This is a genomic window from Pseudomonas sp. FP453 (assembly GCF_030687495.1).
In the GTDB taxonomy this organism is placed as follows: Bacteria; Pseudomonadota; Gammaproteobacteria; order Pseudomonadales; family Pseudomonadaceae; genus Aquipseudomonas.
Genome location: NZ_CP117435.1, coordinates 4,436,018 through 4,458,163, shown reverse-complemented (window position 1 = coordinate 4,458,163; position 22,146 = coordinate 4,436,018). Strand labels below are relative to the sequence as shown.

Here is a 22,146-nt window from a genome sequence, read left to right as displayed (position 1 = left end):
CCGCAGTCTGGATTGCGAATACGCCATGACCTTGCAGTACCCTACAATCGCCGACTGCGTCGGCAACACGCCCCTGGTCCGCTTGCAACGCATGGCGGGTGAAACCAGCAATACCCTGTTGCTCAAGCTCGAAGGGAACAACCCGGCCGGTTCGGTAAAAGACCGCCCGGCGCTGTCGATGATCACCCGCGCCGAGTTGCGCGGGCAGATCAAGCCTGGCGACACCCTGATCGAAGCCACCTCGGGTAACACCGGGATCGCCCTGGCCATGGCCGCCGCGATCAAGGGTTACAAGATGGTGCTGATCATGCCCGACAACGGCAGCGCCGAGCGCAAGGCGGCGATGACCGCCTATGGCGCCGAGTTGGTGCTGGTGACCCAGGAAGAGGGCATGGAAGGCGCCCGCGACCTCGCCGAGCGCATGGCCGCCGAAGGCCGTGGCCAGGTGCTGGACCAGTTCGCCAACGGTGACAATCCCGAGGCGCATTACACCAGCACTGGCCCGGAAATCTGGCGCCAGACCGGCGGCACCATCACCCACTTCGTCAGCTCCATGGGCACCACCGGCACCATCATGGGCAACTCGCGCTACCTCAAGGAGCAGAACCCGGCGATCCAGATCGTCGGCCTGCAACCGATGGAAGGCGCGGCCATCCCGGGTATCCGCCGCTGGCCCGAAGAGTACCTGCCGAAGATCTACAGCGCGACCCGCGTGGACCGCATCATCGACATGGCCCAGCGTGAAGCCGAAGACACCACGCGCCGCCTGGCCCGTGAAGAAGGCATCTTCTGCGGCGTGTCCTCCGGTGGCGCCGTGGCCGGTATGTTGCGCTTGTCCCAGGAAGTGGAAAATGCGGTGATCGTCGCGATCATCTGTGACCGTGGCGACCGTTACTTGTCGACCGGCATTTTCGACGAACCCAACTGATGGCCAAGCACGAGAGAGGCCTGCGCTTCCAACCGACGGGCGGCAGCCGCGCCCCGCAGATTCCCGTAGGCAAGAAACAACGCCTGACCATCGAACGCCTGGCCAATGACGGCCGTGGCATCGTGTTTTTCGAAGGCCGCACCTGGTTTGTCAATGGCGCGCTGGCCGGCGAAGAAGTCGAAGCGCGGGTGTTGGGCGCCCACGGCAAAGTGGTCGAGGCGCGCACCGAGCGCGTGTTCAAGGCCAGCGAACTGCGCCGCCCGGCGCCGTGCGCCCACGTCGGCCGCTGTGGCGGTTGCAGCGTGCAGCACTTGTCCCATAGCGAACAGCTTGCCCTGAAACAGCGCATGCTCGCCGAGCAACTGTCGCGCGTGGCCGGTGTCGAACCGCAAGAATGGGCTGCGCCGTTGAGCGGGCCAGAATTCGGCTACCGCCGCCGCGCCCGTGTGGCCGTGCGCTGGGACGCCAAGGCGAAACACCTGGAAGTGGGTTTTCGCGCGGTTGCCAGCCAGGACATCGTCGCCATCGACGATTGCCCGGTGCTGGTACAAGCCTTGCAACCGATCATGCAGCGCCTGCCGAACATGCTGCGCCGCTTGAGCAATCCGAAGGCCTTGGGGCATGTGGAGCTGTTCAGCGGTACGTCCATCGCCGTGTTGCTGCGGCATATGGCGCCGTTGTCGGCAGCGGACCTGCAAGTGCTGCAAGAATTTTGTACTTTCCATGAAGCCCAGTTGTGGCTGCATGGCGAGGGCCAGCCGGAGCCGGTGGACGCCGATGCGGTGCTGGGTTTCCGTTTGGAGCAGTGGGATCTGCAACTGGCCTACCGTCCAGGGGATTTCGTGCAAGTCAACGCGGGGGTCAACGCCGCGATGGTGGCCCAGGCCCTGGAATGGCTGGCGCCACAACCCGACGAGCGGGTGCTGGACCTGTTTTGCGGCCTGGGCAACTTTGCCCTGCCACTCGCCAAGCAAGTGCGCGAAGTGGTGGCGGTGGAAGGTGTGCAGACCATGGTGGACCGGGCGGCCCTCAATGCCGTCAGCAACAATTTGCATAATGCGCAGTTTTTTCAGGCCGATTTGTCCCAGCCTTTGACCGACGCAGAATGGGCCAAACAGGGCTTTTCTGCGGTACTCTTGGACCCACCCCGTGACGGTGCCCAAGAGATTGTGCGCAAGCTCGCTACCCTGGGCGCCAAGCGCCTGGTGTATGTGTCCTGCAACCCAGCGACGCTGGCGCGGGACACGGTTGAGTTGGTCAAGCAAGGCTACCGGCTAAAACGTGCCGGGATCCTCGACATGTTTCCGCAAACCGCGCATGTCGAGGCCATGGCGTTATTTGAAGCGGGCTAGGATGCCCGTTCAATCCGACCGGCCTGCGTTCTCCAGGGCCTGTGACCTGCCAGGGAGTTCGCAGTAAAAGGTCGGCGATGATTTTGGCGCATCAAAGGTGCGTCGTAGGGAAGGTAAGAAAGATGGTACAGGTGAGAGCACACCAGCCGATCAACACCGACGGCAGTATCAACCTGGAGGCATGGCTGGACCATGCCATCAGTGTCGATCCGGCACTGGACCGTGAAGCGTTGAAAGCGGCCTGCGAGTTCGCGCGTGAGGCTGAGCAGCAGGACAATGCGGCGAAGAACCTGTGGGCCGAAGGCACTTCCAGCTTTCGCACCGGGCTTGAAATCGCCGAGATCCTCGCTGACCTCAAACTGGACCAGGATTCGCTGATCGCCGCCGTGCTCTATCGCGGCGTGCGTGAAGGGCATATCGCGTTGCCGCTGGTCAGCCAGCGTTTCGGCGCCGTGGTGGCCAAGCTGATCGACGGCGTGCTGCGCATGGCCGCCATCAGCGCCAGCCTCAGCCCGCGCCAGTCGATGGTGCTGGGCACCCAGGGTCAGGTCGAGAACCTGCGCAAGATGCTGGTGGCGATGGTCGACGACGTGCGCGTCGCCCTGATCAAGCTGGCCGAACGCACCTGCGCGATCCGTGCGGTGAAGACCGCCGACGACGAAAAGCGCAACCGCGTCGCCCGCGAGGTCTTCGACATCTACGCGCCGCTGGCCCATCGCCTGGGTATCGGCCATATCAAGTGGGAGCTGGAGGACTTGTCCTTCCGCTACCTCGAACCCGACCAATACAAACAGATCGCCACGCTGCTGCATGAGCGGCGGCTCGATCGCGAGCGCTTTATCAGCGACGTGATGGGCCAGTTGCGCGCCGAGCTGCAAGCCACCGGCGTGGATGCCGACATCAGCGGCCGGGCCAAACACATCTATTCCATCTGGCGCAAAATGCAGCGCAAGGGCCTGGCCTTCAGCCAGATCTACGACGTGCGCGCCGTGCGGGTGCTGGTGCCGGAAATGCGCGACTGCTATACCGCGCTGGGCATCGTCCACACGTTGTGGCGGCACATTCCCAAGGAGTTTGACGACTACATCGCCAACCCCAAGGAGAACGGCTACCGCTCGCTGCACACCGCCGTGATCGGCCCCGAAGGCAAGGTGCTGGAAGTGCAGATCCGCACCCACGCCATGCACGAAGAGGCCGAGCTGGGCGTGTGCGCGCACTGGCGCTACAAGGGCACCGACGTCAAGGCCGGGTCCAACCAGTACGAAGAGAAAATCTCCTGGCTGCGCCAAGTGCTGGAATGGCACGAAGAACTCGGCGACATCGGCGGCCTCGCCGAACAGCTGCGGGTGGATATCGAGCCGGACCGGGTCTACATCTTCACCCCCGACGGCCACGCCATCGACTTGCCCAAGGGCGCGACGCCGCTGGACTTCGCCTACCGCGTGCACACCGAGATCGGCCACAACTGCCGGGGCGCCAAGATCAACGGGCGCATCGTGCCGCTCAACTACAGCCTGCAAACCGGTGAACAGGTCGAGATCATCACCAGCAAGCATGGCACGCCGAGCCGCGACTGGCTGAACCCGAACCTGGGCTACATCACCACGTCGCGGGCGCGGGCGAAGATCGTCCACTGGTTCAAGTTGCAGGCGCGCGACCAGAACGTCGCCGCCGGCAAGACCCTGCTCGAACGCGAACTGGCACGCCTTGGCCTGCCGCAGGTGGACTTCGACAAGCTGGCCGAAAAGGCCAACATGAAGATCGCCGAAGACATGTTCGCCGCCCTCGGTGCCGGCGACCTGCGCCTGGCGCAACTGGTCAACCTGGCGCAACAGCTGGTCGAGCCGGAACGCGGCAGCGAGCAACTGGAGCTGATCCCACGCAAAGCCACCGGCTACAAGCCCGGCAAGCGTGGCGATATCCAGATCCAGGGCGTGGGCAACCTGATGACGCAAATGGCCGGCTGCTGCCAGCCGTTGCCGGGCGACGCCATCGTCGGCTACATCACCCAGGGCCGTGGCGTGAGCATTCACCGCCAGGACTGCGCCTCGGTGCTGCAACTGGGCGGGCGCGAGCCGGAGCGGATCATCCAGGTCAGCTGGGGACCGGTGCCGGTGCTTACCTATCCGGTGGACATTGTGATTCGCGCCTACGATCGTTCCGGCTTGCTGCGCGGGATGTGTCGCAAGTGCTGCTCAATGAGCGGATCAACGTGCTGGCGGTCAACACCCGCTCGAACAAAGAGGACAACACCGCGCTGATGTCCCTGACCATCGAGATCCCGGGGTTGGACGCGTTGGGAAGGTTGTTGGGGCGGATTTCCCAGTTGCCGAACATCATTGAGACGCGGCGTAACCGCACACCTTGAAGTGTGGGCTCCGGGCTTCTGTGGGAGCTGGCTTGCCTGCGATGCAGACACCTCGGTATTTCAGTGATACCGAGGCGATGCTATCGCAGGCAAGCCAGCTCCCACATTGAGTTTCCAGCGGTTCCAGAAAATGGGCAGAGATTGACCGATGTATTCACTAGATGACCTGCTGCACCTGATGAACCGCCTGCGCGACCCGCAATACGGTTGCCCGTGGGACATCAAGCAAACCTACGCCACCATCGTCCCGCACACCCTGGAAGAAGCCTACGAAGTCGCCGACGCCATCGAGCGCGGTGATTTCGATCACCTGCAAGGCGAGTTGGGCGACCTGTTGTTCCAGGTGGTGTATTACAGCCAGCTGGCGCGGGAAGAAGGGCGTTTCGAATTCGCCGGGGTGATCGACAGCATCACGCGCAAGCTGATCCGTCGCCATCCCCACGTGTTTCCCACCGGTGACCTGTATGCGCCGCTGGATATCCCGCAACTGAGCGAAGAGCAGGTCAAGGAACGTTGGGAGCAGATCAAGGCCGAGGAGCGTGCGGAAAAATCCGATGCGCCGGAGCAATTGTCCCTACTCGATGATGTGCCCACAGCGCTACCGTCCCTGTCCCGCGCGGCCAAGCTGCAAAAGCGCGCCAGTCAGGTCGGCTTTGACTGGCCATCCGCCTTGCCGGTGGTCGACAACGTGCGCGAAGAGCTCGATGAAGTGCTCGAAGCCATGGCCGATAACGACCCGGCCGCGATCGCCGATGAAGTCGGTGACCTGCTGTTTGCTGCGGTCAACCTGGCCCGCCACCTCAAGGTTGACCCGGAAACCGCGCTGCGTGGCGCCAATGCCAAGTTCGAGCGACGTTTCCGATTTATCGAACAGGCATTGCGCGACACGCATCAACCCATAGAAGATTGCACCCTCGAAACGTTGGACGCCCTGTGGGGCGAAGCCAAACGCCAGGAAAAGAACATGTCCAGCTGCGGTTGAGCGGCTGCCTAAGTGAGTAAGCACCATGAGCATTTCCCTTCGCGATCAGTTGCTCAAAGCAGGTCTGGTCAACCAAAAGCAGGCCAAGCAGGTCGGCAAAGAGAAACAGAAGCAGCAGCGCCTGGTCCACAAGGGCCAGATCGAGGCCGATGACACCCAGGCTCGTTTGGCCCAGGAAGCGCAGGCCGAGAAGGTCAAGCGCGACCAAGAACTGAACCGCCAGCAGCAGGAAAAAGCCGAGGCAAAGGCCCGCACGGCCCAGGTCAAGCAACTGATCGAGACCTCGCGCCTGCCCAAGCTGACCACCGAGGACTACTACAACTTTGTCGATGACAAGAAGGTCAAGCGCCTGTCGGTCAACACCTTGATGCGCAACAAGCTGAGCAACGGCTCCCTGGCGATCGTGCACCACGGTGGCAGTTACGAGGTGATCCCGCGTGAAGCGGCGCTGAAGATCCAGGAGCGCGCGCCAGAGCGTATCGTGCAGCTCAATATCCTCACGGAAAGCCAGGTGCCGGATGAGGATGATCCGTACGCCGCCTACCAGATCCCTGACGATCTGATGTGGTAAGGCTGTAGAAACAACAAACCCCGCTCAAAAGGCGGGGTTTTTGTTGATAGGTACCCATGTGGCGAGCGAGCTTGCTCGCTCGCCACAATGGTGTACCTAAATTCTACGAATACTCAGGAGCTTTCTGCCTGACGTTTCATCTCAAGCGACTCCAGCTCGTTCTTATAATTGTGAGCGTCACTCTCGTTGTGAAACATGCCGACCAGCAGGTCTTGTTGGTGTACATCCCAGATGTGAATCCCATGGCCCAGCGCTTCGTGGGACATGTGTGCATCGTCGCGTTCAGTTACTTTTACAGTCATCTGCTTGCTCCAATCTCTGGTGGGTCTGCGGCAAGTCGTCGCAGGCCTCTTTTATATGTTTTGTTAGCTTGCTAAGTAAACCGACTTTTCGCGCAACTATTCATTGCAGGAACTGCAACAGTGCTGCAGGCCTTGAGAATTGGGGGTTTGTGTTTTGGGGGCTGGAGTTTTATGACAGAAGTTTCATGTTGTGAGGCCGCTACCGCCATCGCAGGCAAGCCAGCTCCCACAGGGAAATGCATTCCAACTGTGGGAGCTGGCTTGCCTGCGATAGCGCCAGAAGCTTCTAAATTGAATCCGCAGACGAAAAAAAACCCCGCATTCCGCGAGGCTCTTTTTTTGATTCACCAGCTCATCAGCTCCCTTTGACAGCCTTGCCGTCAACGGTGCCGTCTTGCAGCATGATGTTGTATTCCTTGCCGTCAGTTTCTACCTGACGCAGTGCAACCAGAATGCCGCCCTGGTCCTTGGCAAACCACATCTGGGTAATGCGCTTGCTTTGCGTCGGGTCGCGCACGCGCTCAACCTTGATCGCGTCAATGGAACCGACCTTGGTCTGGACCTTTTCCGGGCCGATCACGCGGAAGTCGTAGGTGTCGACGTCGGTACCTTCCACCACGTTGTAGCTCATGCTTTTCTTGCCGGCGGCCACGTCACGTTGCAGGGCCAGCTGGTAGGTCGACTTGTCGAGCATGCCGCTTTGCAGCGCCACGTTGACCGGGTCCTTGTTTTCAAAACCGGTGACTTTCTTCGCGGTCTGGTCGAAGTCCAGGTTGATCTTCTTCGCCTTGCCCAGGCCGCCGCGTTCGAAGGTGTAGCTCTTCGGTTGCAGGGTGTCCTTGTCAAACAGGATCACGCTGGTTTCGGTCAGGCTGGCGATCATCATCGAAGCCTTGAAGTTCAAGGTCCAGGTGCCATCGCCATTCTTGGCCAGGCTGCGTTCAGCCGAGCCACTCATGGGCAACTGTTTCCAGTCGGCGGTGTAGCTGACGGAGAAAGGGTGAAGGTCTGCCGCTTGCACCGCAGGCAAGGCAAACAGAGCAAAAGCGAAGAGCAAGGCGCGACGCATAAAATCTCCTAGGTTCGAATCAAGTGGCCGCTGGCCGCGAGTAACTGACCGTCCAATAATGCACCCTGGTCACCAAGAATCAACCGCCCCTCGGCAAACCAGCGTACAGCCAACGGGTAAATCCTGTGTTCCTGGGTGTGAACCCGTTGCGCAAGGGTCTGCGCCGAGTCGTCAGACTCTACCGGAACCACTGCCTGTACGACCAGAGGCCCGCCATCGAGTTCCTCGGTGACGAAGTGCACGCTGCAGCCATGCTCGCTGTCGCCGGCGTCGAGCGCCCGCTGGTGCGTGTGCATGCCTTTGTACTTGGGCAGCAGGGAAGGGTGGATATTGAGCAGGCGCCCGTCGTAGTGGCGCACGAAATCAGCGCTGAGGATGCGCATGAAGCCGGCCAGGACCACGAGTTTGGGGTTGAAGGCGTCGATCAGTTCGATCAAGGCGGCATCGAAGGCCTCGCGGCCCTCGAAAGCCTTGTGATCCAGGGAGCGGGTGTCGATACCCGCGTCCCTGGCGCGTTGCAGGCCGTAGGCGTCGCTGCGGTTGGAGATCACCGCAGCGATGCGCACCGGGCTGTCGCCGGTGCGCGTGCTGTCGATCAGGGCCTGCAAGTTACTGCCGGTGCCGGAGAGCAGCACCACGACATCACAGGTCTGGGACATCAATGAGCCTTGAGGTTCTTCAGTTCGACCTGGGCTGCGCCTTCTGGAGCAGTGGCGATCTGGCCGATGACCCAAGGCTGCTCGCCCGCTTCACGCAGGACGTTCAGCGCGGTTTCAACGTGCTCTTGCGCCACGCAGATGACCATGCCCACGCCGCAGTTCAGCACGCGGTGCATCTCGGTTTCGTTGACGTTGCCTTTCTCTTGCAGCCAGTCGAAGACCGCAGGACGCTGCCAGCTGGCCACGTCGACGATGGCCTGGGCGCCTTTTGGCAGCACGCGCGGGATGTTGTCCAGCAGGCCGCCGCCGGTGATGTGGGCCATGGCTTTAACTGCGCCAGTGTCCTTGATCAGCTTGAGCAGAGGCTTGACGTAGATGCGGGTCGGGGCCATCAGCAGGTCGGTCAGTGGCTTGCCGTCGAGCTGGATGTTCTCGATGTCGGCGCCGGACACTTCGATGATCTTGCGGATCAGCGAGTAGCCGTTGGAGTGCGGGCCGGACGATGGCAGGGCGAGCAGGGCGTCACCGGCGGCAACCTTGGAGCCGTCGATGATTTCGGCTTTTTCGACAACACCGACGCAGAAGCCGGCCAGGTCGTAGTCTTCGCCTTCGTACATGCCTGGCATTTCAGCGGTTTCGCCGCCGACCAGGGAGCAGCCGGACAGTTCGCAGCCAGCACCAATGCCGGTCACTACCTGGGTAGCGGTCTCGACGTTGAGCTTGCCGGTGGCGTAGTAGTCCAGGAAGAACAACGGCTCGGCGCCGCACACCACCAGGTCATTGACGCACATGGCCACCAGGTCGATGCCGATGCTGTCGTGCTTGTTCAGGTTCAGTGCCAGGCGCAGCTTGGTGCCCACGCCGTCGGTGCCGGAGACCAGCACAGGCTGTTTGTAGCCAGCCGGGATCTCGCAGAGGGCGCCAAAACCGCCCAGGCCGCCCATGACTTCGGGGCGCGCAGTGCGCTTGGCGACGCTCTTGATGCGTTCGACCAATGCTTCACCGGCGTCGATGTCTACACCGGCGTCCTTGTAGCTCAGGGAGGGTTGCTTGCTCATGATCCAGGCCTTTAGGGGGGATTCAGGGGTAACGACCGAGCGGGCAGGCGCTTTTGGTAAAAGGCCCAGCCGTTGACGGTCTGCGAAGGCGCGCGATTTTATCAGGCTTGAGGGGCAGCGGCCATCCTCGGGCCGACGGGCAGGGCGATATAGCTTAAAAAAGCCGATTAAAAAAATGCTAATCGGCTCTGCCTTGGTGCGTATTAAGGTATAGCCTTGAACCCGCTATCGTTATGACAGTACGAAAACTTACCAAGACCCTGTGAATGTTTTACCGGTCGCTGTGGTCACAGCCTTGCGCAACCGAGTTCACGCGGTCTGTTCCAGCCGCTAAATTTGTCGTTCGGGAATCTTTCATGCGTCTGTGTAAATTCTTCTTTGTAGGCTGCTTGTCGTTGGTCAGCCTGGCGAGTCATGCCGAAACCCTCAATGGCCTCTATCAAGTACTTGAACCGGTCAGCAGCCAGTCGCCACAAGAGCGCGACCAGGCGACCCAGCGCGCCGTGCAGACCCTGGTCATCCGCCTCACCGGCGACGCCAAGGCGGCCGACGGCCCTGGCCTGGCGGCGATTCGCAAGGACCCGCAACAAATCATCAGCCAATACGGCTACGACGCCGGCCCGCCCGAGAGCCTGCAAGTGGATTTCGACCCGGTGAGCACCGACCGTGCCTTGCGTGACGCCGGCCTGTCGATCTGGGGCAGCAATCGGCCGTCGATCCTCGGCTGGTGGCTGAACGACTCCACCGAAGGCAGCAGCCTGGTGGGCGACGGTCAAAGCGTCGCCCAGGCCTTGCGCCGTGCAGCGCAACACCGTGGCTTGCCGTTGCGCCTGCCGTTGGGGGATCTGGATGAACAGGTGGTCGCCACCGCGCCGAATCTGGAAGGCGCCGATGCCACGCCACTGCGCGCCGCCTCCGAGCGCTACGGCGCGGATGCCTTGCTGGCGGTGCATGCACGCCAGGAAGGCAGCCAATGGCAGGCCAAGTGGCGGTTGTGGTTGGGCGACAAGAGCGAGCAGGGCAGCGTGCAGGGCGCCGATACCGCAGCTGTGGCGGATGCCGTGATGCTCGCGGTGAGCCAGAAGCTGGCGCCGCGCTTTGCAGTCAAGCCCGGCGTCAGCGCCGAGCAACTGCTGGAAGTGCAGGGCATGACGCTGGAGCGCTACGCCGCCCTCGGGCATCTGCTTGAACCGTTCGGTGGCCAGCCACTGTTGGTAGATGGCAATCGCATTGTTTACCGGGTCCATGGCAGTGCCGAGCAGTTGCGCAGCCAGTTGGGCCTGGCCAAGTTGCAGGAGGTTGCGCCGGGTGAAGTGCCGGTCGCGGCGGGTGGTGCCCCGGAGCCTCAGGCGCAACTGCGCTTTCATTGGTAGAAAGTTCTTCCTTATATAGAAGCAATGGAGTGGTTTATGGCGGATACGCGTCGTTGGGTGTGGATTGGCGGGATTGTCCTGCTGTGTGCATTTGTGTTCTTGCTGCATTCGATCCTGACGCCGTTCCTGGTTGCGTTGCTGTTGGCCTATCTGTTCGATCCGGTGGTGGATCGCCTGGAGAAAGCCGGCCTGTCACGCACCTGGGGCGTGGTGGCGGTGTTCGCCCTGTTTACCTTGATCATCACGGCCCTGGTGCTGGTACTGGTGCCGATGCTGGCCAAGCAGCTGTTCCGTCTGTATGAGCTGGCGCCGCAGATGCTCGACTGGTTGCAGCACACGGCGATGCCGTGGGCCCAGGCCAAGTTGGGGTTGTCGGATGGTTTCTGGAAGTTCGACAAGGTCAAGGCCGCGATCAGCGAGCATATGGGCCAGACCACCGATATTGTCGGTGTGGTGCTCAGCCAGGCCACGGCGTCCAGCCTGGCGCTGATCGGCTGGTTGACCAACCTGGTGCTGATCCCGGTAGTCGCGTTCTACCTGCTGCGTGACTGGGACATCATGATGGCCAAGATCCGCAGCCTGCTGCCGCGCAATCGCGAGGAGCGCATCGTCTCCCTGGCGGAGGAATGCCACGAAGTGCTTGGTGCGTTCGTGCGTGGGCAGTTGCTGGTGATGCTGGCCCTGGGGATCATCTACGCGGCGGGCCTGATGGCAATCGGCCTGGAGCTGGGCCTGTTGATTGGCCTGATTGCAGGTCTGGCGGCCATCGTGCCGTACATGGGCTTTGTGATCGGTATCGGCGCGGCGCTGGTGGCGGGGCTGTTCCAGTTTGGCGGCGACCTGTACCCGATGCTGGGGATTGTCGCGGTGTTTATGGTCGGTCAGGCCTTGGAAGGCATGGTGCTCACACCGCTGTTGGTGGGGGACCGGATCGGCCTGCACCCGGTGGCGGTGATCTTTGCGATCCTGGCGGGCGGCGAGCTGTTCGGCTTTACTGGCATCTTGCTGGCACTGCCGGTGGCGGCGGTGATTATGGTGCTGGTGCGCCATGTGCATGATCTGTACAAGGATTCGGATGTGTACACGGGGGTCGAAGACCCCGATCTGTAAACCTTCTGTCACAAACCCGGCCTGGCCGGGTTTGTTGTTTCGGGTGTCAAACAATTTGCGCAAAACCGGCGAGTTAACGCAAACCTTTGATTTTGCTTGTGGTCTGCTGCATTGTGCGCCCGGCGTCACGGGTATAAACTTTGCAAACTTTACACAGAGGCCACTAGCGGTTCGTTTGGAGCCGTTCAGTCAGCATGAAACCGATTCAGCTGCCCTTGGGTGTGCGTCTGCGTGACGACGCCACCTTTATCAACTACTACCCAGGCGCCAATGCCGCTGCACTCGGCTATGTCGAGCGGCTATGCGAAGCCGACGCCGGGTGGACCGAAAGCCTGATCTATCTGTGGGGCAAACACGGCGTAGGGCGTACTCACCTGCTGCAGGCCGCGTGCCTGCGCTTTGAGCAGATGGGCGAAGCGGCGGTCTACCTGCCGTTGGCTGAATTGATGGACCGTGGCATCGGCATCTTCGATCACCTTGAGCAATACGAGCTGGTCTGCCTGGACGACCTGCAGGCGATTGCCGGCAAGGCGGAGTGGGAAGAGGCGCTGTTCCATCTGTTCAACCGCCTGCGGGACAGCGGCCGGCGCTTGTTGATCGCCGCATCGACCTCGCCGCGCGAGCTGCCGGTGAAGCTGGCTGACCTCAAGTCGCGCCTGACTCTGGCCCTGATCTTCCAGATGCGCCCGCTCTCCGACGAAGACAAGCTGCGCGCCCTGCAATTGCGTGCATCCCGTCGCGGCCTGCACCTCACTGACGAAGTGGGGCACTTTATCCTGACTCGCGGCACCCGCAGCATGAGCGCGTTGTTCGATTTGCTCGAACAGCTCGATCAGGCCTCCTTGCAGGCCCAGCGCAAGCTGACCATTCCCTTCCTCAAGGAAACCCTCGGCTGGTAGCCAGCCCTTTGTTTTCGGGGCTTTCGGCAAATTCCAGGCGCCAGAAAACCTGCGTTTGGGCCGCTTTGGCCACGCAAAAGGCGCGTATAGGGTGTTAAGGGCTTAGATGTCATAGTCCAAACAAGAAGTCACATAGATCACGATTGAATTTGCAAATCGATGTGATAGAGGGCATAGTCTCGGCTTCTTTACACATCAGCCACGGTCGTGCCCATGCTAAATCGCTTCGCACCCCTCGTGCCTCTCGCACTCGTTACCCTGTTGTTTGGTTGCGCCTCCCACCCTCAACAGGTGGTTGAGCAGCAAAAACCCCAGGTTCAAAATCAGGCAAAATTCGTCGCTGCACAGTCTGCTTCTGTTTATGAAGAAGAGCTGGCGACTGAAAAGGAACTGGGCGCCTTCGCCGGCAACAAGCCTTACCAGCTTCCCGTCCTGGCCGACAGCATCCTCGAACGCGGCATGTCCCTGATCGGTACCCGTTACCGTTTCGGCGGTACCTCTGAAGCCGGTTTCGACTGCAGCGGTTTCATCGGCTACCTGTTTCGTGAAGAAGCGGGCATGAACCTGCCACGCTCCACTCGCGAGATGATCAACGTGAATGCACCGTTGGTCGCGCGCAACAACCTCAAGCCCGGTGATCTGCTTTTCTTCAGTACGGCTGGCCGTGGTCGCGTAAGCCATGCCGGTATCTACCTGGGCGATAACCAGTTTATCCACTCCAGCAGCCGTCGCAGTGGCGGTGTTCGCGTCGACAACCTGGGCGACAGCTACTGGAGCAAAACCTTCATCGAAGCCAAGCGCGCACTCGCCATGGCCCCGACCACGGTTACCGCTAGCAAGTAAACTTAAAGTGATACTTGAAGTTTGACGTGTAAGCGCTAGAATCCCTGGACATTGTTGTAATCCGTACGCGCGAGCTTGCTTGCGCGTTCTGGTTTTCAGCGTTCGGCAGCGAAAGCCGCATCCAGACCAGGATTGTTCTGCACATGTCGACCTCGGCCCGCCTGATCCTCATTGTCTGCGCCGCGCTGCTCAGCGCCTGCGCCAGCCGTCCACCGCCTGCACCCGTCGCGGTGAAGCCCAAGCCGGTGTTCAACTACGCCACCCAGAATTTCTCGCCGGCTGCCGAAGACGTGCTCTTTCGCGCGCTGGGCCTGGTCGGCACGCCTTATCGTTGGGGCGGCAACACGCCGGATTCGGGCTTTGATTGCAGCGGCCTGATCGGCTTTGTGTTTCGCGACGCCGCCGGCATCTCCTTGCCGCGTACTACCCGTGAACTGATCGTGATGCGGGCGCAGGATGTCAGTGAGCAGAACCTGCAAACCGGTGATCTGTTGTTCTTCGCTACAGGCGGCGGTTCGCAGGTCAGCCATGCCGGGATCTACGTGGGCGAGGGCCGCTTCGTACACGCGCCGCAAACCGGCGGTACGGTGAAGCTGGACACCTTGTCCAAGGCGTATTGGCAGAATGCTTATCTGAGTGCCAAGCGCGTGTTGCCAGGGAATCTGGCGCGTAATCCCTGAATTGAATGCAGAGCTAACTGTGGGAGCGGGCTTGCCCGCGATTGCGGTGTGTCAGTCATGCATCAGTTGACTGACACTCCCTCATCGCGGGCAAGCCCGCTCCCACATTGGATTTGTGTTGGTCTGAAGCCTACCTACTTAGCCGCCGACACCCGCCACACCTTATTCCCCACATCATCCGCCACCAACACCCCGCCTTGCTGATCAACCACCACACCCACCGGCCGGCCCATGGCTTTCTCGTCCTTGTCGAGGAACCCGGTCAGCACATCCACCGGCTGCCCCTTGGGCTGGCCAGCCTCGAACGGCACGAAGATCACCTTGTAGCCACTGTGGGGCTTGCGGTTCCACGAGCCATGCTGGCCGATGAAAGCGCCATCAGTGAACGGCGCTGGCAGTTTGCTGCCCTCGGCAAACGTCAGGCCCAGCGAGGCGGTGTGTGGGCCCACGGCGTAGTCCGGCGCAATCGCCTTGGCCACCAGGTCGAGGTTTTGCGGGTTGACCCGCACATCCACATGCTGCCCGTAGTAGCTGAATGGCCAGCCATAGAAGGCGCCATCCTGCACCGAGGTGATGTAGTCCGGCACCAGGTCGCTGCCGATCTCATCGCGTTCGTTCACCGCCGTCCACAGCTTGCCGCTTTGCGGTTCCCAGGCCATGCCGTTGGGGTTGCGCAGGCCCGAGGCGAAGATGCGGTGCTGGCCGCTGGCGCGGTCCACTTCCCAGATCGCCGCCCGGCCTTCTTCTGCCTGCAGGCCGTTTTCACCGACGTTGCTGTTGGAGCCAACGCTCACATACAGCTTGCTGCCGTCCTTGCTCGCCACCACGTTTTTGGTCCAGTGGTGGTTGATGCTGCCGCCGGGGAGGTCGACGACCTTGGTCCCGGCGTCCTTGATCGTGGTTTCACCCGGCTGGTAGGGGAAGCGCAGCAGCTTGTCCGAGTCGGCTACATACAGGTCATTGCCCACCAGGGCCATGCCGAACGGCGAATTGAGATTGGCCAGAAACACCGTGCGGGTCTCGGCGATGCCATCGTGGTCGGCGTCGCGCAGCAGCGTGATGCGGTTCGGGCTAGGCACGCCAGCACCGGCTCGGCCCATGACCTTTTCCATCACCCAGCCGCGAATGCCCTTTGAATCATCGGGTTTGGGCGGCGCATTGGTTTCTGCCACCAGCACGTCGCCATTGGGTAGCACATACAGCCAGCGCGGGTGGTCCAGTCCTTCGGCAAACGCCGCCACCTGAGTCCCGGCAGCCGCGGTGGGTTTCGCGCCCTCAGGCCAGCCGATGGCCGGCGCGATGTTGACCGTGGGGATCAGGGTCTTGTTCGGCTCCGGGAGCTTGGGGGAAGGCCCGGTGCCGTCAGACACTTGCAGGGTCGAACTTTCACCGCAGGCGACGAGGGCGCCTGCGCACATGATCAGTAGGGCAAGTCGGGTCTTGTGCATGTTTTTCTCCTGGATACCTGTAAGGGTAGAGGCGCGCGGCGGTCCGATGGTTCAAGTGCGCAGCCGGCTTTAATTGACGCTCCACCCCCAACCCTCTACCCTTCGCGACTTGTTCCAGGTGCTCTGTGACCCATGGGTCGACGGAGTGAAACAGGGAAGCCGGTGAGCGAGCGCACTTGTCCACAGTGTTGCCGCAATTCCGGCGCTGCCCCCGCAACGGTAAATGAGTCAAGACCCTGCTTTTGCCACTGTATCGCCCCGCGATATGGGAAGGCGCAGTGTCGGCAAGCGCGCCACTCATGAGCCCGGAGACCGGCCTGCAACATCCAACAGCATCACGGTGGGCGATGCTTGGCTGTCTGTTTTTTCTTTTTCCTGCCCGCCGTTTTTGTCCAGCCCCAACGGAGAGCTGCCATGACCGATTCCCCCGACCGCGACGAACGCCACCTGGCGCGCATGCTGCGCAAAAAAGCCGTGATCGACGAGCGCATCGCCAATTCCCCCAACGAGTGCGGCCTGCTGCTGGTGCTGACCGGCAACGGCAAAGGCAAAAGCAGTTCCGCGTTCGGCATGCTCGCCCGCGCCATGGGCCACGGTATGCAGTGCGGTGTGGTGCAGTTCATCAAGGGGCGTAACAGCACCGGCGAAGAGCTGTTCTTCCGCCGTTTCCCCGAGCAAGTGCGCTTCCACGTCATGGGCGAAGGCTTCACCTGGGAAACCCAGGACCGCCAGCGCGACATCGCCGCCGCCGAAGCCGCGTGGGAAGTTTCCCGCGAACTGCTGCAAGACCCGTCCATTGGCCTTGTCGTCCTCGATGAACTGAATATTGCCCTCAAGCACGGCTACCTCGACCTCGACCAAGTGCTCAGCGACCTGCAAGCGCGCCCGCCGATGCAGCACGTGGTGGTCACCGGCCGTGGCGCCAAGCCTGAGCTGATTGAAATGGGCGACACCGTCACCGAAATGGGCATGCTCAAGCACGCGTTCCAGGCCGGTATCAAGGCACAGAAGGGCGTCGAACTTTGAATCAGCCCCGTCATTGCCCGGCCGTATTGATCGCCGCACCGGCGTCCGGCCAGGGCAAAACCACCGTCACCGCTGCGCTCGCCCGTTTGCACCGCAACCTGGGGCGCAAGGTGCGCGTGTTCAAATGCGGGCCGGACTTTCTCGACCCGATGATCCACGAGCGCGCCAGCGGTGCGCCGGTGTATCAGTTGGACATGTGGATGGTGGGCGAGCAGGAAAGTCGCCGCCTGTTGTGGGAAGCTGCTGGCGAGGCCGACCTGATCCTCATCGAAGGCGTCATGGGCCTGTTCGACGGCACTCCGTCCAGCGCTGACCTGGCCCGCCACTTCGGCGTGCCGGTACTCGGCGTGATCGACGGCACCGCCATGGCCCAGACGTTTGGCGCATTGGCCCTGGGCCTGGCGCGTTATCAGCCGGACCTGCCGTTCGCCGGCGTGCTGGCCAACCGCGTCGGCACCCTGCGCCATGCGCAACTGCTCGAAGGCAGCCTCACCGAAGGCCTGCGCTGGTACGGCGCCTTGTCCCGCGAGACCGGCATCGAATTGCCAAGCCGTCACCTGGGCCTGGTGCAAGCCAGCGAACTGAATGACCTCGACGTACGCCTCGACGCCGCCGCCCAAGCCTTGGGCAGCAGCTGCGAAGTCGCCTTGCCGCCGCCAGTGACCTTCGCTGCGCCGGAAGTGATCGCCGCCGAGCCGCTGCTCGACGGTGTGCGCATCGCCGTGGCCCGCGACGAAGCCTTCGCCTTTACCTACGGCGCCAGCCTCGACCTGTTGCGGGCGATGGGCGCCGAGTTGCACTTCTTCTCGCCGATCCATGATCGTGAATTGCCTGACGTAGACAGTCTCTATCTGCCGGGCGGCTACCCGGAATTGCATCACCAGGCGTTGTCGGAAAACACCGCGATGCTCGACGCAATCCGCGCCCACCACGCCGCCGGCAAACCGTTGCTCGCCGAGTGCGGCGGCATGTTGTACCTGCTGGACTCGCTGACTGATGTGGATGGCAATCGCGCTGAACTGCTCGGTCTGCTGCAGGGTGATGCGGTGATGCAGAAGAAATTGGCCGCCCTGGCCCTGCAAAATGTCGAGTTGCCGGAAGGTGTACTGCGTGGGCATACCTATCACCACTCCCTGACCAGCACCGACTGCACGCCGATTGCCCGTGGCGTGAGCCCCAATGGCGGGCGGGGTGCCGAGGCGGTTTACCGACAGGGGCGGATGACGGCTTCCTACGTGCACTTTTACTTTCCGTCGAATCCGGCGGCGGTGGCTGCATTGTTTGCGCCAGACCGGGAGGGCGCCATCGCAGGCAAGCCAGCTCCCACATCGACCGCGTCCGCCGATCCAAATAAGGGAGGCAAGCCAGCCCCCACCTCGACAGTGTTCGCAGATCCAAATGTGGGAGCGGGCTTGCCCGCGATAGGGCCATGACCGACAACGCCTTCCCCCAAGCCGACCGCGACGCCGTCTACCGCGCCATCGCCGAACGCCGCGACATGCGCCACTTCACCGGCGGCACGGTGGCCCCCGAACTGCTGCACCGCCTGCTCCAGGCCGCCCACCAGGCGCCCAGTGTCGGCCTGATGCAACCCTGGCGCTTCATCCGCATCAGCGACCGCCACCTGCGTGGGCAAATTCAGCAACTGGTGGAAGAAGAACGCATCCGCACCGCCGAAGCGTTGGGCGAACGCTCCGACGACTTCATGAAGCTCAAGGTCGAAGGCATCCACGATTGCGCCGAAGTCCTGGTGGCAGCCTTGATGGATGACCGCGAACGCCACATCTTCGGCCGCCGCACCTTGCCGGAAATGGACATGGCCTCGCTGTCCTGCGCGATCCAGAACCTGTGGCTGGCCGCCCGCGTCGAAGGGCTGGGCATGGGCTGGGTCTCGCTGTTCGAGCCCCAGGCCCTGGCCGATCTGCTGGGCCTGCCCTCCGGCGCCAAACCCCTGGCCGTGCTGTGCCTGGGCCCGGTGGCCGAGTTCTATCCGGCACCGATGTTGCAACTCGAAGGCTGGACCGAACCACGGCCGCTGAGTGACATGTTGTATGAAAATGTGTGGGGAGTGAGTCAATGAGTGTGGCCTTGCTGTGTGTCGCCGCCGTCGCGCTGGATGCGCTGCTGGGCGAGCCCAAGCGCTGGCATCCGCTGGTGGCGTTCGGCAATTTCGCCGGGCGCATCGAGCAACGTTTCAACACCGGTGGCCGTGGCTGGCGCAGCCATGGCGTGACCGCGTGGTTTATCGCCGTGGTGCCGCTGACCGTGCTGGCCACCGCGTTGTCGTGGGCGCCGTATATCGGCTGGGTCCTGGAGATCCTCGCGCTGTACTGCGCCCTTGGCATGCGCAGCCTGGGCGAACACGTGATCCCGGTGGCCCAGGCCCTGCGCAGCGACGACCTGGACGAAGCGCGCCAACGCGTGAGTTACCTGGTGAGCCGGCAGACCAGCGAGCTGGACCGAACCGAAGTGGCCCGCGCCGGCCACCGAATCGGTGCTGGAGAACGGCAGCGATGCGGTGTTCGCCGCACTGTTCTGGTTTGTGGTGGCCGGCGTGCCGGGCGTGGTGCTTTATCGCCTGAGCAACACCCTGGATGCCATGTGGGGCTATCGCAACGAACGCTTCGAGCGTTTCGGCTGGGCCGCGGCCAAGATCGACGACGTGCTCAACTATATTCCTGCGCGCCTGGTGGCACTGACCTACGCGCTGCTGGGCAAAACCCGCCTGGCGCTGCAGTGCTGGCGCACCCAGGGCCCGACCTGGGACAGCCCCAACGCTGGCCCGGTGATGGCGGCGGGGGCGGGCGCCCTGGGTGTCGAACTGGGCGGTGCCGCGATCTATCACGGCGAAGTCCACCAGCGTCCGCAGCTTGGCGAAGGCCCGGCAGCGGATGCGGATTCCATCGACCGCGGCTGGCAGCTGGTGCAGCGCGGCGTCTGGTTGTGGCTGCTGATTCTCTGCGCGGGGGCGCAATTCTATGCTTGAACACGGTGGCCGGCTGCGCAAGGCGGCGATTCAGTACGGGATTGCCGAGGCCGACTGGCTCGATCTGTCCAGCGGCCTTGCGCCGTGGCCCTGGCCGATCCCGGAGATTCCGCTGCGCGCCTGGGCGCGCTTGCCCGAGACCGACGACGGCCTGGAACGCGCCGCCAGCGAGTACTACGGCGCCGCGCATGTATTGCCGGTGCCCGGTTCCCAGGCCGCGATCCAGTTGCTGCCGCGCTTGCGCCGGGCGGGCAAGGTCGGCGTGCTGTCGCCGTGCTATGCCGAACACGCCGAAGCCTGGCGCCGCGCCGGTTATGTGGTGCGCGAAGTGCTGGAGCAGGAAGTCGATTTCTTCCTCGACGGCCTCGACGTGTTGGTGGTGGTCAACCCGAACAACCCCACCGGCCTGAGCCTGACCCCGGAGCGCCTGCTGGATTGGCACGCGCGCCTGGCGCAACGCGGCGGCTGGTTGGTGGTGGATGAAGCGTTCATGGACATCACCCCGCACCTGAGCCTGGCCAGCCAGGCCCACCAGGTCGGGCTGATCGTACTGCGCTCGTTCGGCAAGTTCTTCGGCCTCGCCGGAGTACGCCTGGGCTTCGTGCTGGCCGAGCGCAAGTTGCTCAAGCTGCTCGCCGAACAGGTCGGGCCGTGGGCGGTCAGCGGGCCGACCCGCGTGCTCGGCCAGGAATGCCTGCTCGACGTGGCCGGGCACGCGCGCCAGCGCAAGCGCTGCGTCGACGCCGGCGAGCGGCTGTTTGCCGTGCTTGAGCGCCACGGCTTGCAACCCCAGGGCGGTTGCGCCTTGTTCCAATGGCTGATTACCCCGCACGCCGAGCGCCTGCACGAATTCATGGCCCAGCGCGGCATCCTGCTGCGCCTGTTTGTGCATGACAGCAGCCTGCGCTTTGGCCTGCCCGACACCGAGGCCGACTGGCAGCGCCTCGACGCAGCACTGATCGCCTACAAGGACGCTTCATGAGTACGCTGATGGTGCAAGGCACCACCTCCGATGCCGGCAAAAGCACGCTGGTGACCGCACTCTGCCGCTGGCTGATACGCCAGGGCGTGGCCGTGGCGCCGTTCAAGCCGCAGAACATGGCCCTCAACAGCGCCGTGACCGCCGAAGGCGGCGAAATCGGCCGCGCCCAGGCCGTGCAGGCCCAGGCCGCCAACCTTGCACCGCACACCGACATGAACCCGGTGCTGCTCAAGCCCAACAGCGACACCGGCTCCCAGGTCATCATCCACGGTCGCGCCGTGACCAGCATGAATGCCGTGGCCTATCACGACTACAAAGCCATCGCCATGCAGGCGGTACTGGCCTCACACGCACGCTTGAGCCAAGCCTACCCAGTGGTGATGGTCGAAGGCGCAGGCTCTCCGGCGGAGATCAACCTGCGCGCCAATGACATCGCCAACATGGGCTTCGCCGAAGCGGTGGATTGCCCGGTGCTGCTGATCGCCGATATCAATCGCGGCGGCGTGTTTGCCCATCTGGTCGGCACCCTGGAATTGCTGTCGCCGACTGAGCAGGCGCGGGTCAAAGGCTTCATCATCAACCGTTTTCGCGGCGATATTGCGCTGCTACAGCCCGGCCTGGATTGGCTGGAGGCGCGCACCGGCAAACCGGTGGTGGGCGTGCTGCCCTACGTGATGGACCTGCACCTTGAGGCTGAAGACGGCATCGACCGCCGCCAGATCGACAAGGCCGCCCAGGTGCTGAAAGTGGTGGTGCCGGTGTTGCCGCGCATCAGTAACCACACGGATTTCGACCCGCTGCGCCTGCATCCCCAGGTGGATTTGCAGTTCGTCGGCCCAGGCCAGCCGATTCCGTCGGCCGACCTGATCATCCTGCCCGGCTCGAAAAGCGTGCGCAGCGACCTGGCCTACCTGCGTGCCAATGGCTGGGACAGCGCCTTGGCGCGGCACTTGCGCTATGGCGGCAAGGTGCTGGGGATTTGCGGTGGTTTGCAGATGCTGGGCGAACAGGTGCACGACCCGCTCGGTTTGGAAGGGCCGGCAGGTTCCAGTGATGGCCTGGGCTTGTTGGCCTTCAGCACGACGCTGGAGGAAGAGAAACAGCTGCGCAATGTGCGTGGGCGGTTGCTGCTGGAAGATGCCGAGGTCAGTGGTTATGAGATCCACGCTGGCGTGACCACCGGGAATGCCCTGTCGCTTGCCGCTGTCATGCTGGACGACGGCCGCCGTGACGGTGCGCAAAGTGCGGACGGACAAATCCTCGGCACTTACCTGCATGGCTTGTTCGAGACGCCGGCAGCGTGCGGCGCCTTGCTGCGCTGGGCAGGGTTGCAGGATGTGCAGGAGGTGGATTACCACGCGCTGCGCGAGCGTGATATCGAGCGCTTGGCGGACTTGGTGGAGAACCATCTGGATACCGAATTGCTGCGCAAGCTATGCGGGATCTGACGGTGCGCACACGGTCCCCTTGTGGGAGCTGGCTTGCCTGCGATGGCATCAACCGGGATCAA

At 62.7% G+C, this 22,146-nt stretch carries 19 protein-coding genes, 2 pseudogenes and 1 riboswitch; of the genes and pseudogenes, 16 read left to right on the top strand and 5 right to left on the bottom strand.

Annotated features, from left to right (window positions below; translation table 11 throughout):
• Positions 1–25 precede the first annotated feature (25 nt).
• From cysM to PSH87_RS20160, 5 genes and pseudogenes are all read left to right on the top strand, one after another.
• The gene (cysM, locus tag PSH87_RS20180; protein ID WP_305430831.1) at positions 26–928 is read left to right on the top strand and encodes a cysteine synthase CysM; all 903 of its coding nucleotides are present in this window, start codon (positions 26–28) and stop codon (positions 926–928) included.
• The gene (gene rlmD / locus PSH87_RS20175) at positions 928–2,280 is read left to right on the top strand and encodes a 23S rRNA (uracil(1939)-C(5))-methyltransferase RlmD (RefSeq protein WP_305430830.1); all 1,353 of its coding nucleotides are present in this window, start codon (positions 928–930) and stop codon (positions 2,278–2,280) included. The genes cysM and rlmD overlap by 1 nt, the downstream gene beginning before the upstream one ends.
• A 122-nt stretch (positions 2,281–2,402) precedes the next feature.
• Positions 2,403–4,648: pseudogene (relA, locus tag PSH87_RS20170) on the top strand (GTP diphosphokinase).
• A 148-nt stretch (positions 4,649–4,796) separates the two neighbouring features.
• Positions 4,797–5,630 (top strand): nucleoside triphosphate pyrophosphohydrolase, encoded by an 834-nt coding sequence (gene mazG, locus PSH87_RS20165; protein WP_207045299.1) that lies wholly within the window; start codon positions 4,797–4,799, stop codon positions 5,628–5,630.
• 25 nt (positions 5,631–5,655) lie between these two features.
• Positions 5,656–6,201 (top strand): DUF2058 domain-containing protein, encoded by a 546-nt coding sequence (locus PSH87_RS20160; protein WP_017734625.1) that lies wholly within the window; start codon positions 5,656–5,658, stop codon positions 6,199–6,201.
• A gap of 113 nt (positions 6,202–6,314) precedes the next feature.
• Here PSH87_RS20160 and PSH87_RS20155 read toward each other — a convergent pair whose 3' ends face one another.
• The 4 genes from PSH87_RS20155 to purM all read right to left on the bottom strand — a co-directional run bounded on the left by PSH87_RS20155 (position 6,315) and on the right by purM (position 9,289).
• Entirely contained in the window at positions 6,315–6,503 is a 189-nt protein-coding gene (locus PSH87_RS20155) for a hypothetical protein (RefSeq protein WP_017734626.1), read from the bottom strand.
• Between the two features lie 355 nt (positions 6,504–6,858).
• Complete coding sequence (locus PSH87_RS20150; protein ID WP_017734627.1) at positions 6,859–7,572, bottom strand: DUF3108 domain-containing protein; 714 nt, start codon at positions 7,570–7,572, stop codon at positions 6,859–6,861.
• A gap of 8 nt (positions 7,573–7,580) precedes the next feature.
• Positions 7,581–8,231 (bottom strand): phosphoribosylglycinamide formyltransferase, encoded by a 651-nt coding sequence (purN, locus tag PSH87_RS20145; RefSeq protein ID WP_017734628.1) that lies wholly within the window; start codon positions 8,229–8,231, stop codon positions 7,581–7,583.
• Positions 8,231–9,289, bottom strand: a complete 1,059-nt coding sequence (gene purM, locus PSH87_RS20140) for a phosphoribosylformylglycinamidine cyclo-ligase (RefSeq protein ID WP_005790182.1) — start codon at positions 9,287–9,289, stop codon at positions 8,231–8,233. Before purM ends, purN begins: the two co-directional genes overlap by 1 nt.
• A gap of 356 nt (positions 9,290–9,645) precedes the next feature.
• On the opposite strand from purM, the gene PSH87_RS20135 reads away from it, so the two are divergent.
• The 5 genes from PSH87_RS20135 to PSH87_RS20115 all read left to right on the top strand — a co-directional run bounded on the left by PSH87_RS20135 (position 9,646) and on the right by PSH87_RS20115 (position 14,194).
• Positions 9,646–10,662, top strand: a complete 1,017-nt coding sequence (locus PSH87_RS20135) for a DUF2066 domain-containing protein (protein ID WP_305430829.1) — start codon at positions 9,646–9,648, stop codon at positions 10,660–10,662.
• A gap of 36 nt (positions 10,663–10,698) precedes the next feature.
• The gene (locus PSH87_RS20130) at positions 10,699–11,772 is read left to right on the top strand and encodes an AI-2E family transporter (protein ID WP_017734630.1); all 1,074 of its coding nucleotides are present in this window, start codon (positions 10,699–10,701) and stop codon (positions 11,770–11,772) included.
• Positions 11,773–11,966: 194 nt separating this feature from the next.
• A complete protein-coding gene (gene hda, locus PSH87_RS20125) occupies positions 11,967–12,671 on the top strand; it encodes a DnaA regulatory inactivator Hda (protein ID WP_017734631.1) in 705 nt (234 codons plus the stop codon).
• A 213-nt stretch (positions 12,672–12,884) separates the two neighbouring features.
• Positions 12,885–13,514: a C40 family peptidase gene (locus tag PSH87_RS20120; RefSeq protein ID WP_026136507.1), complete on the top strand. Its 630-nt coding sequence runs from the start codon at positions 12,885–12,887 to the stop codon at positions 13,512–13,514.
• A 143-nt stretch (positions 13,515–13,657) separates the two neighbouring features.
• The gene (locus tag PSH87_RS20115) at positions 13,658–14,194 is read left to right on the top strand and encodes a C40 family peptidase (protein ID WP_017734633.1); all 537 of its coding nucleotides are present in this window, start codon (positions 13,658–13,660) and stop codon (positions 14,192–14,194) included.
• Positions 14,195–14,328: 134 nt separating this feature from the next.
• On the opposite strand, the gene PSH87_RS20110 is transcribed toward PSH87_RS20115, so the two are convergent.
• Positions 14,329–15,642: a sorbosone dehydrogenase family protein gene (locus tag PSH87_RS20110; RefSeq protein WP_017734634.1), complete on the bottom strand. Its 1,314-nt coding sequence runs from the start codon at positions 15,640–15,642 to the stop codon at positions 14,329–14,331.
• A gap of 99 nt (positions 15,643–15,741) precedes the next feature.
• Positions 15,742–15,978, top strand: a riboswitch (cobalamin riboswitch).
• Between the two features lie 78 nt (positions 15,979–16,056).
• Between PSH87_RS20110 and cobO the strand changes: the two genes are divergently transcribed.
• The 6 genes and pseudogenes from cobO (at position 16,057) to PSH87_RS20080 (ending at position 22,084) form a co-directional block, all read left to right on the top strand.
• Complete coding sequence (gene cobO, locus PSH87_RS20105; protein WP_017734635.1) at positions 16,057–16,668, top strand: cob(I)yrinic acid a,c-diamide adenosyltransferase; 612 nt, start codon at positions 16,057–16,059, stop codon at positions 16,666–16,668.
• Entirely contained in the window at positions 16,665–18,101 is a 1,437-nt protein-coding gene (locus tag PSH87_RS20100; RefSeq protein ID WP_305430825.1) for a cobyrinate a,c-diamide synthase, read from the top strand. The genes cobO and PSH87_RS20100 overlap by 4 nt, the downstream gene beginning before the upstream one ends.
• Positions 18,098–18,748 carry a 5,6-dimethylbenzimidazole synthase gene (gene bluB / locus PSH87_RS20095; RefSeq protein WP_017734637.1) on the top strand — a complete coding sequence of 217 codons (651 nt, stop codon included), beginning with the start codon at positions 18,098–18,100 and terminating at the stop codon, positions 18,746–18,748. The genes PSH87_RS20100 and bluB overlap by 4 nt, the downstream gene beginning before the upstream one ends.
• Positions 18,745–19,654, top strand: a pseudogene (gene cbiB, locus PSH87_RS20090) (adenosylcobinamide-phosphate synthase CbiB). The gene bluB and the pseudogene cbiB overlap by 4 nt, the downstream one beginning before the upstream one ends.
• Complete coding sequence (cobD, locus tag PSH87_RS20085) at positions 19,647–20,636, top strand: threonine-phosphate decarboxylase CobD (protein WP_305430823.1); 990 nt, start codon at positions 19,647–19,649, stop codon at positions 20,634–20,636. Before cbiB ends, cobD begins: the two are co-directional and overlap by 8 nt.
• Positions 20,633–22,084, top strand: coding sequence for a cobyric acid synthase (locus PSH87_RS20080; RefSeq protein ID WP_305430821.1), 1,452 nt, complete (start codon positions 20,633–20,635; stop codon positions 22,082–22,084). The genes cobD and PSH87_RS20080 overlap by 4 nt, the downstream gene beginning before the upstream one ends.
• Positions 22,085–22,146: the final 62 nt, after the last annotated feature.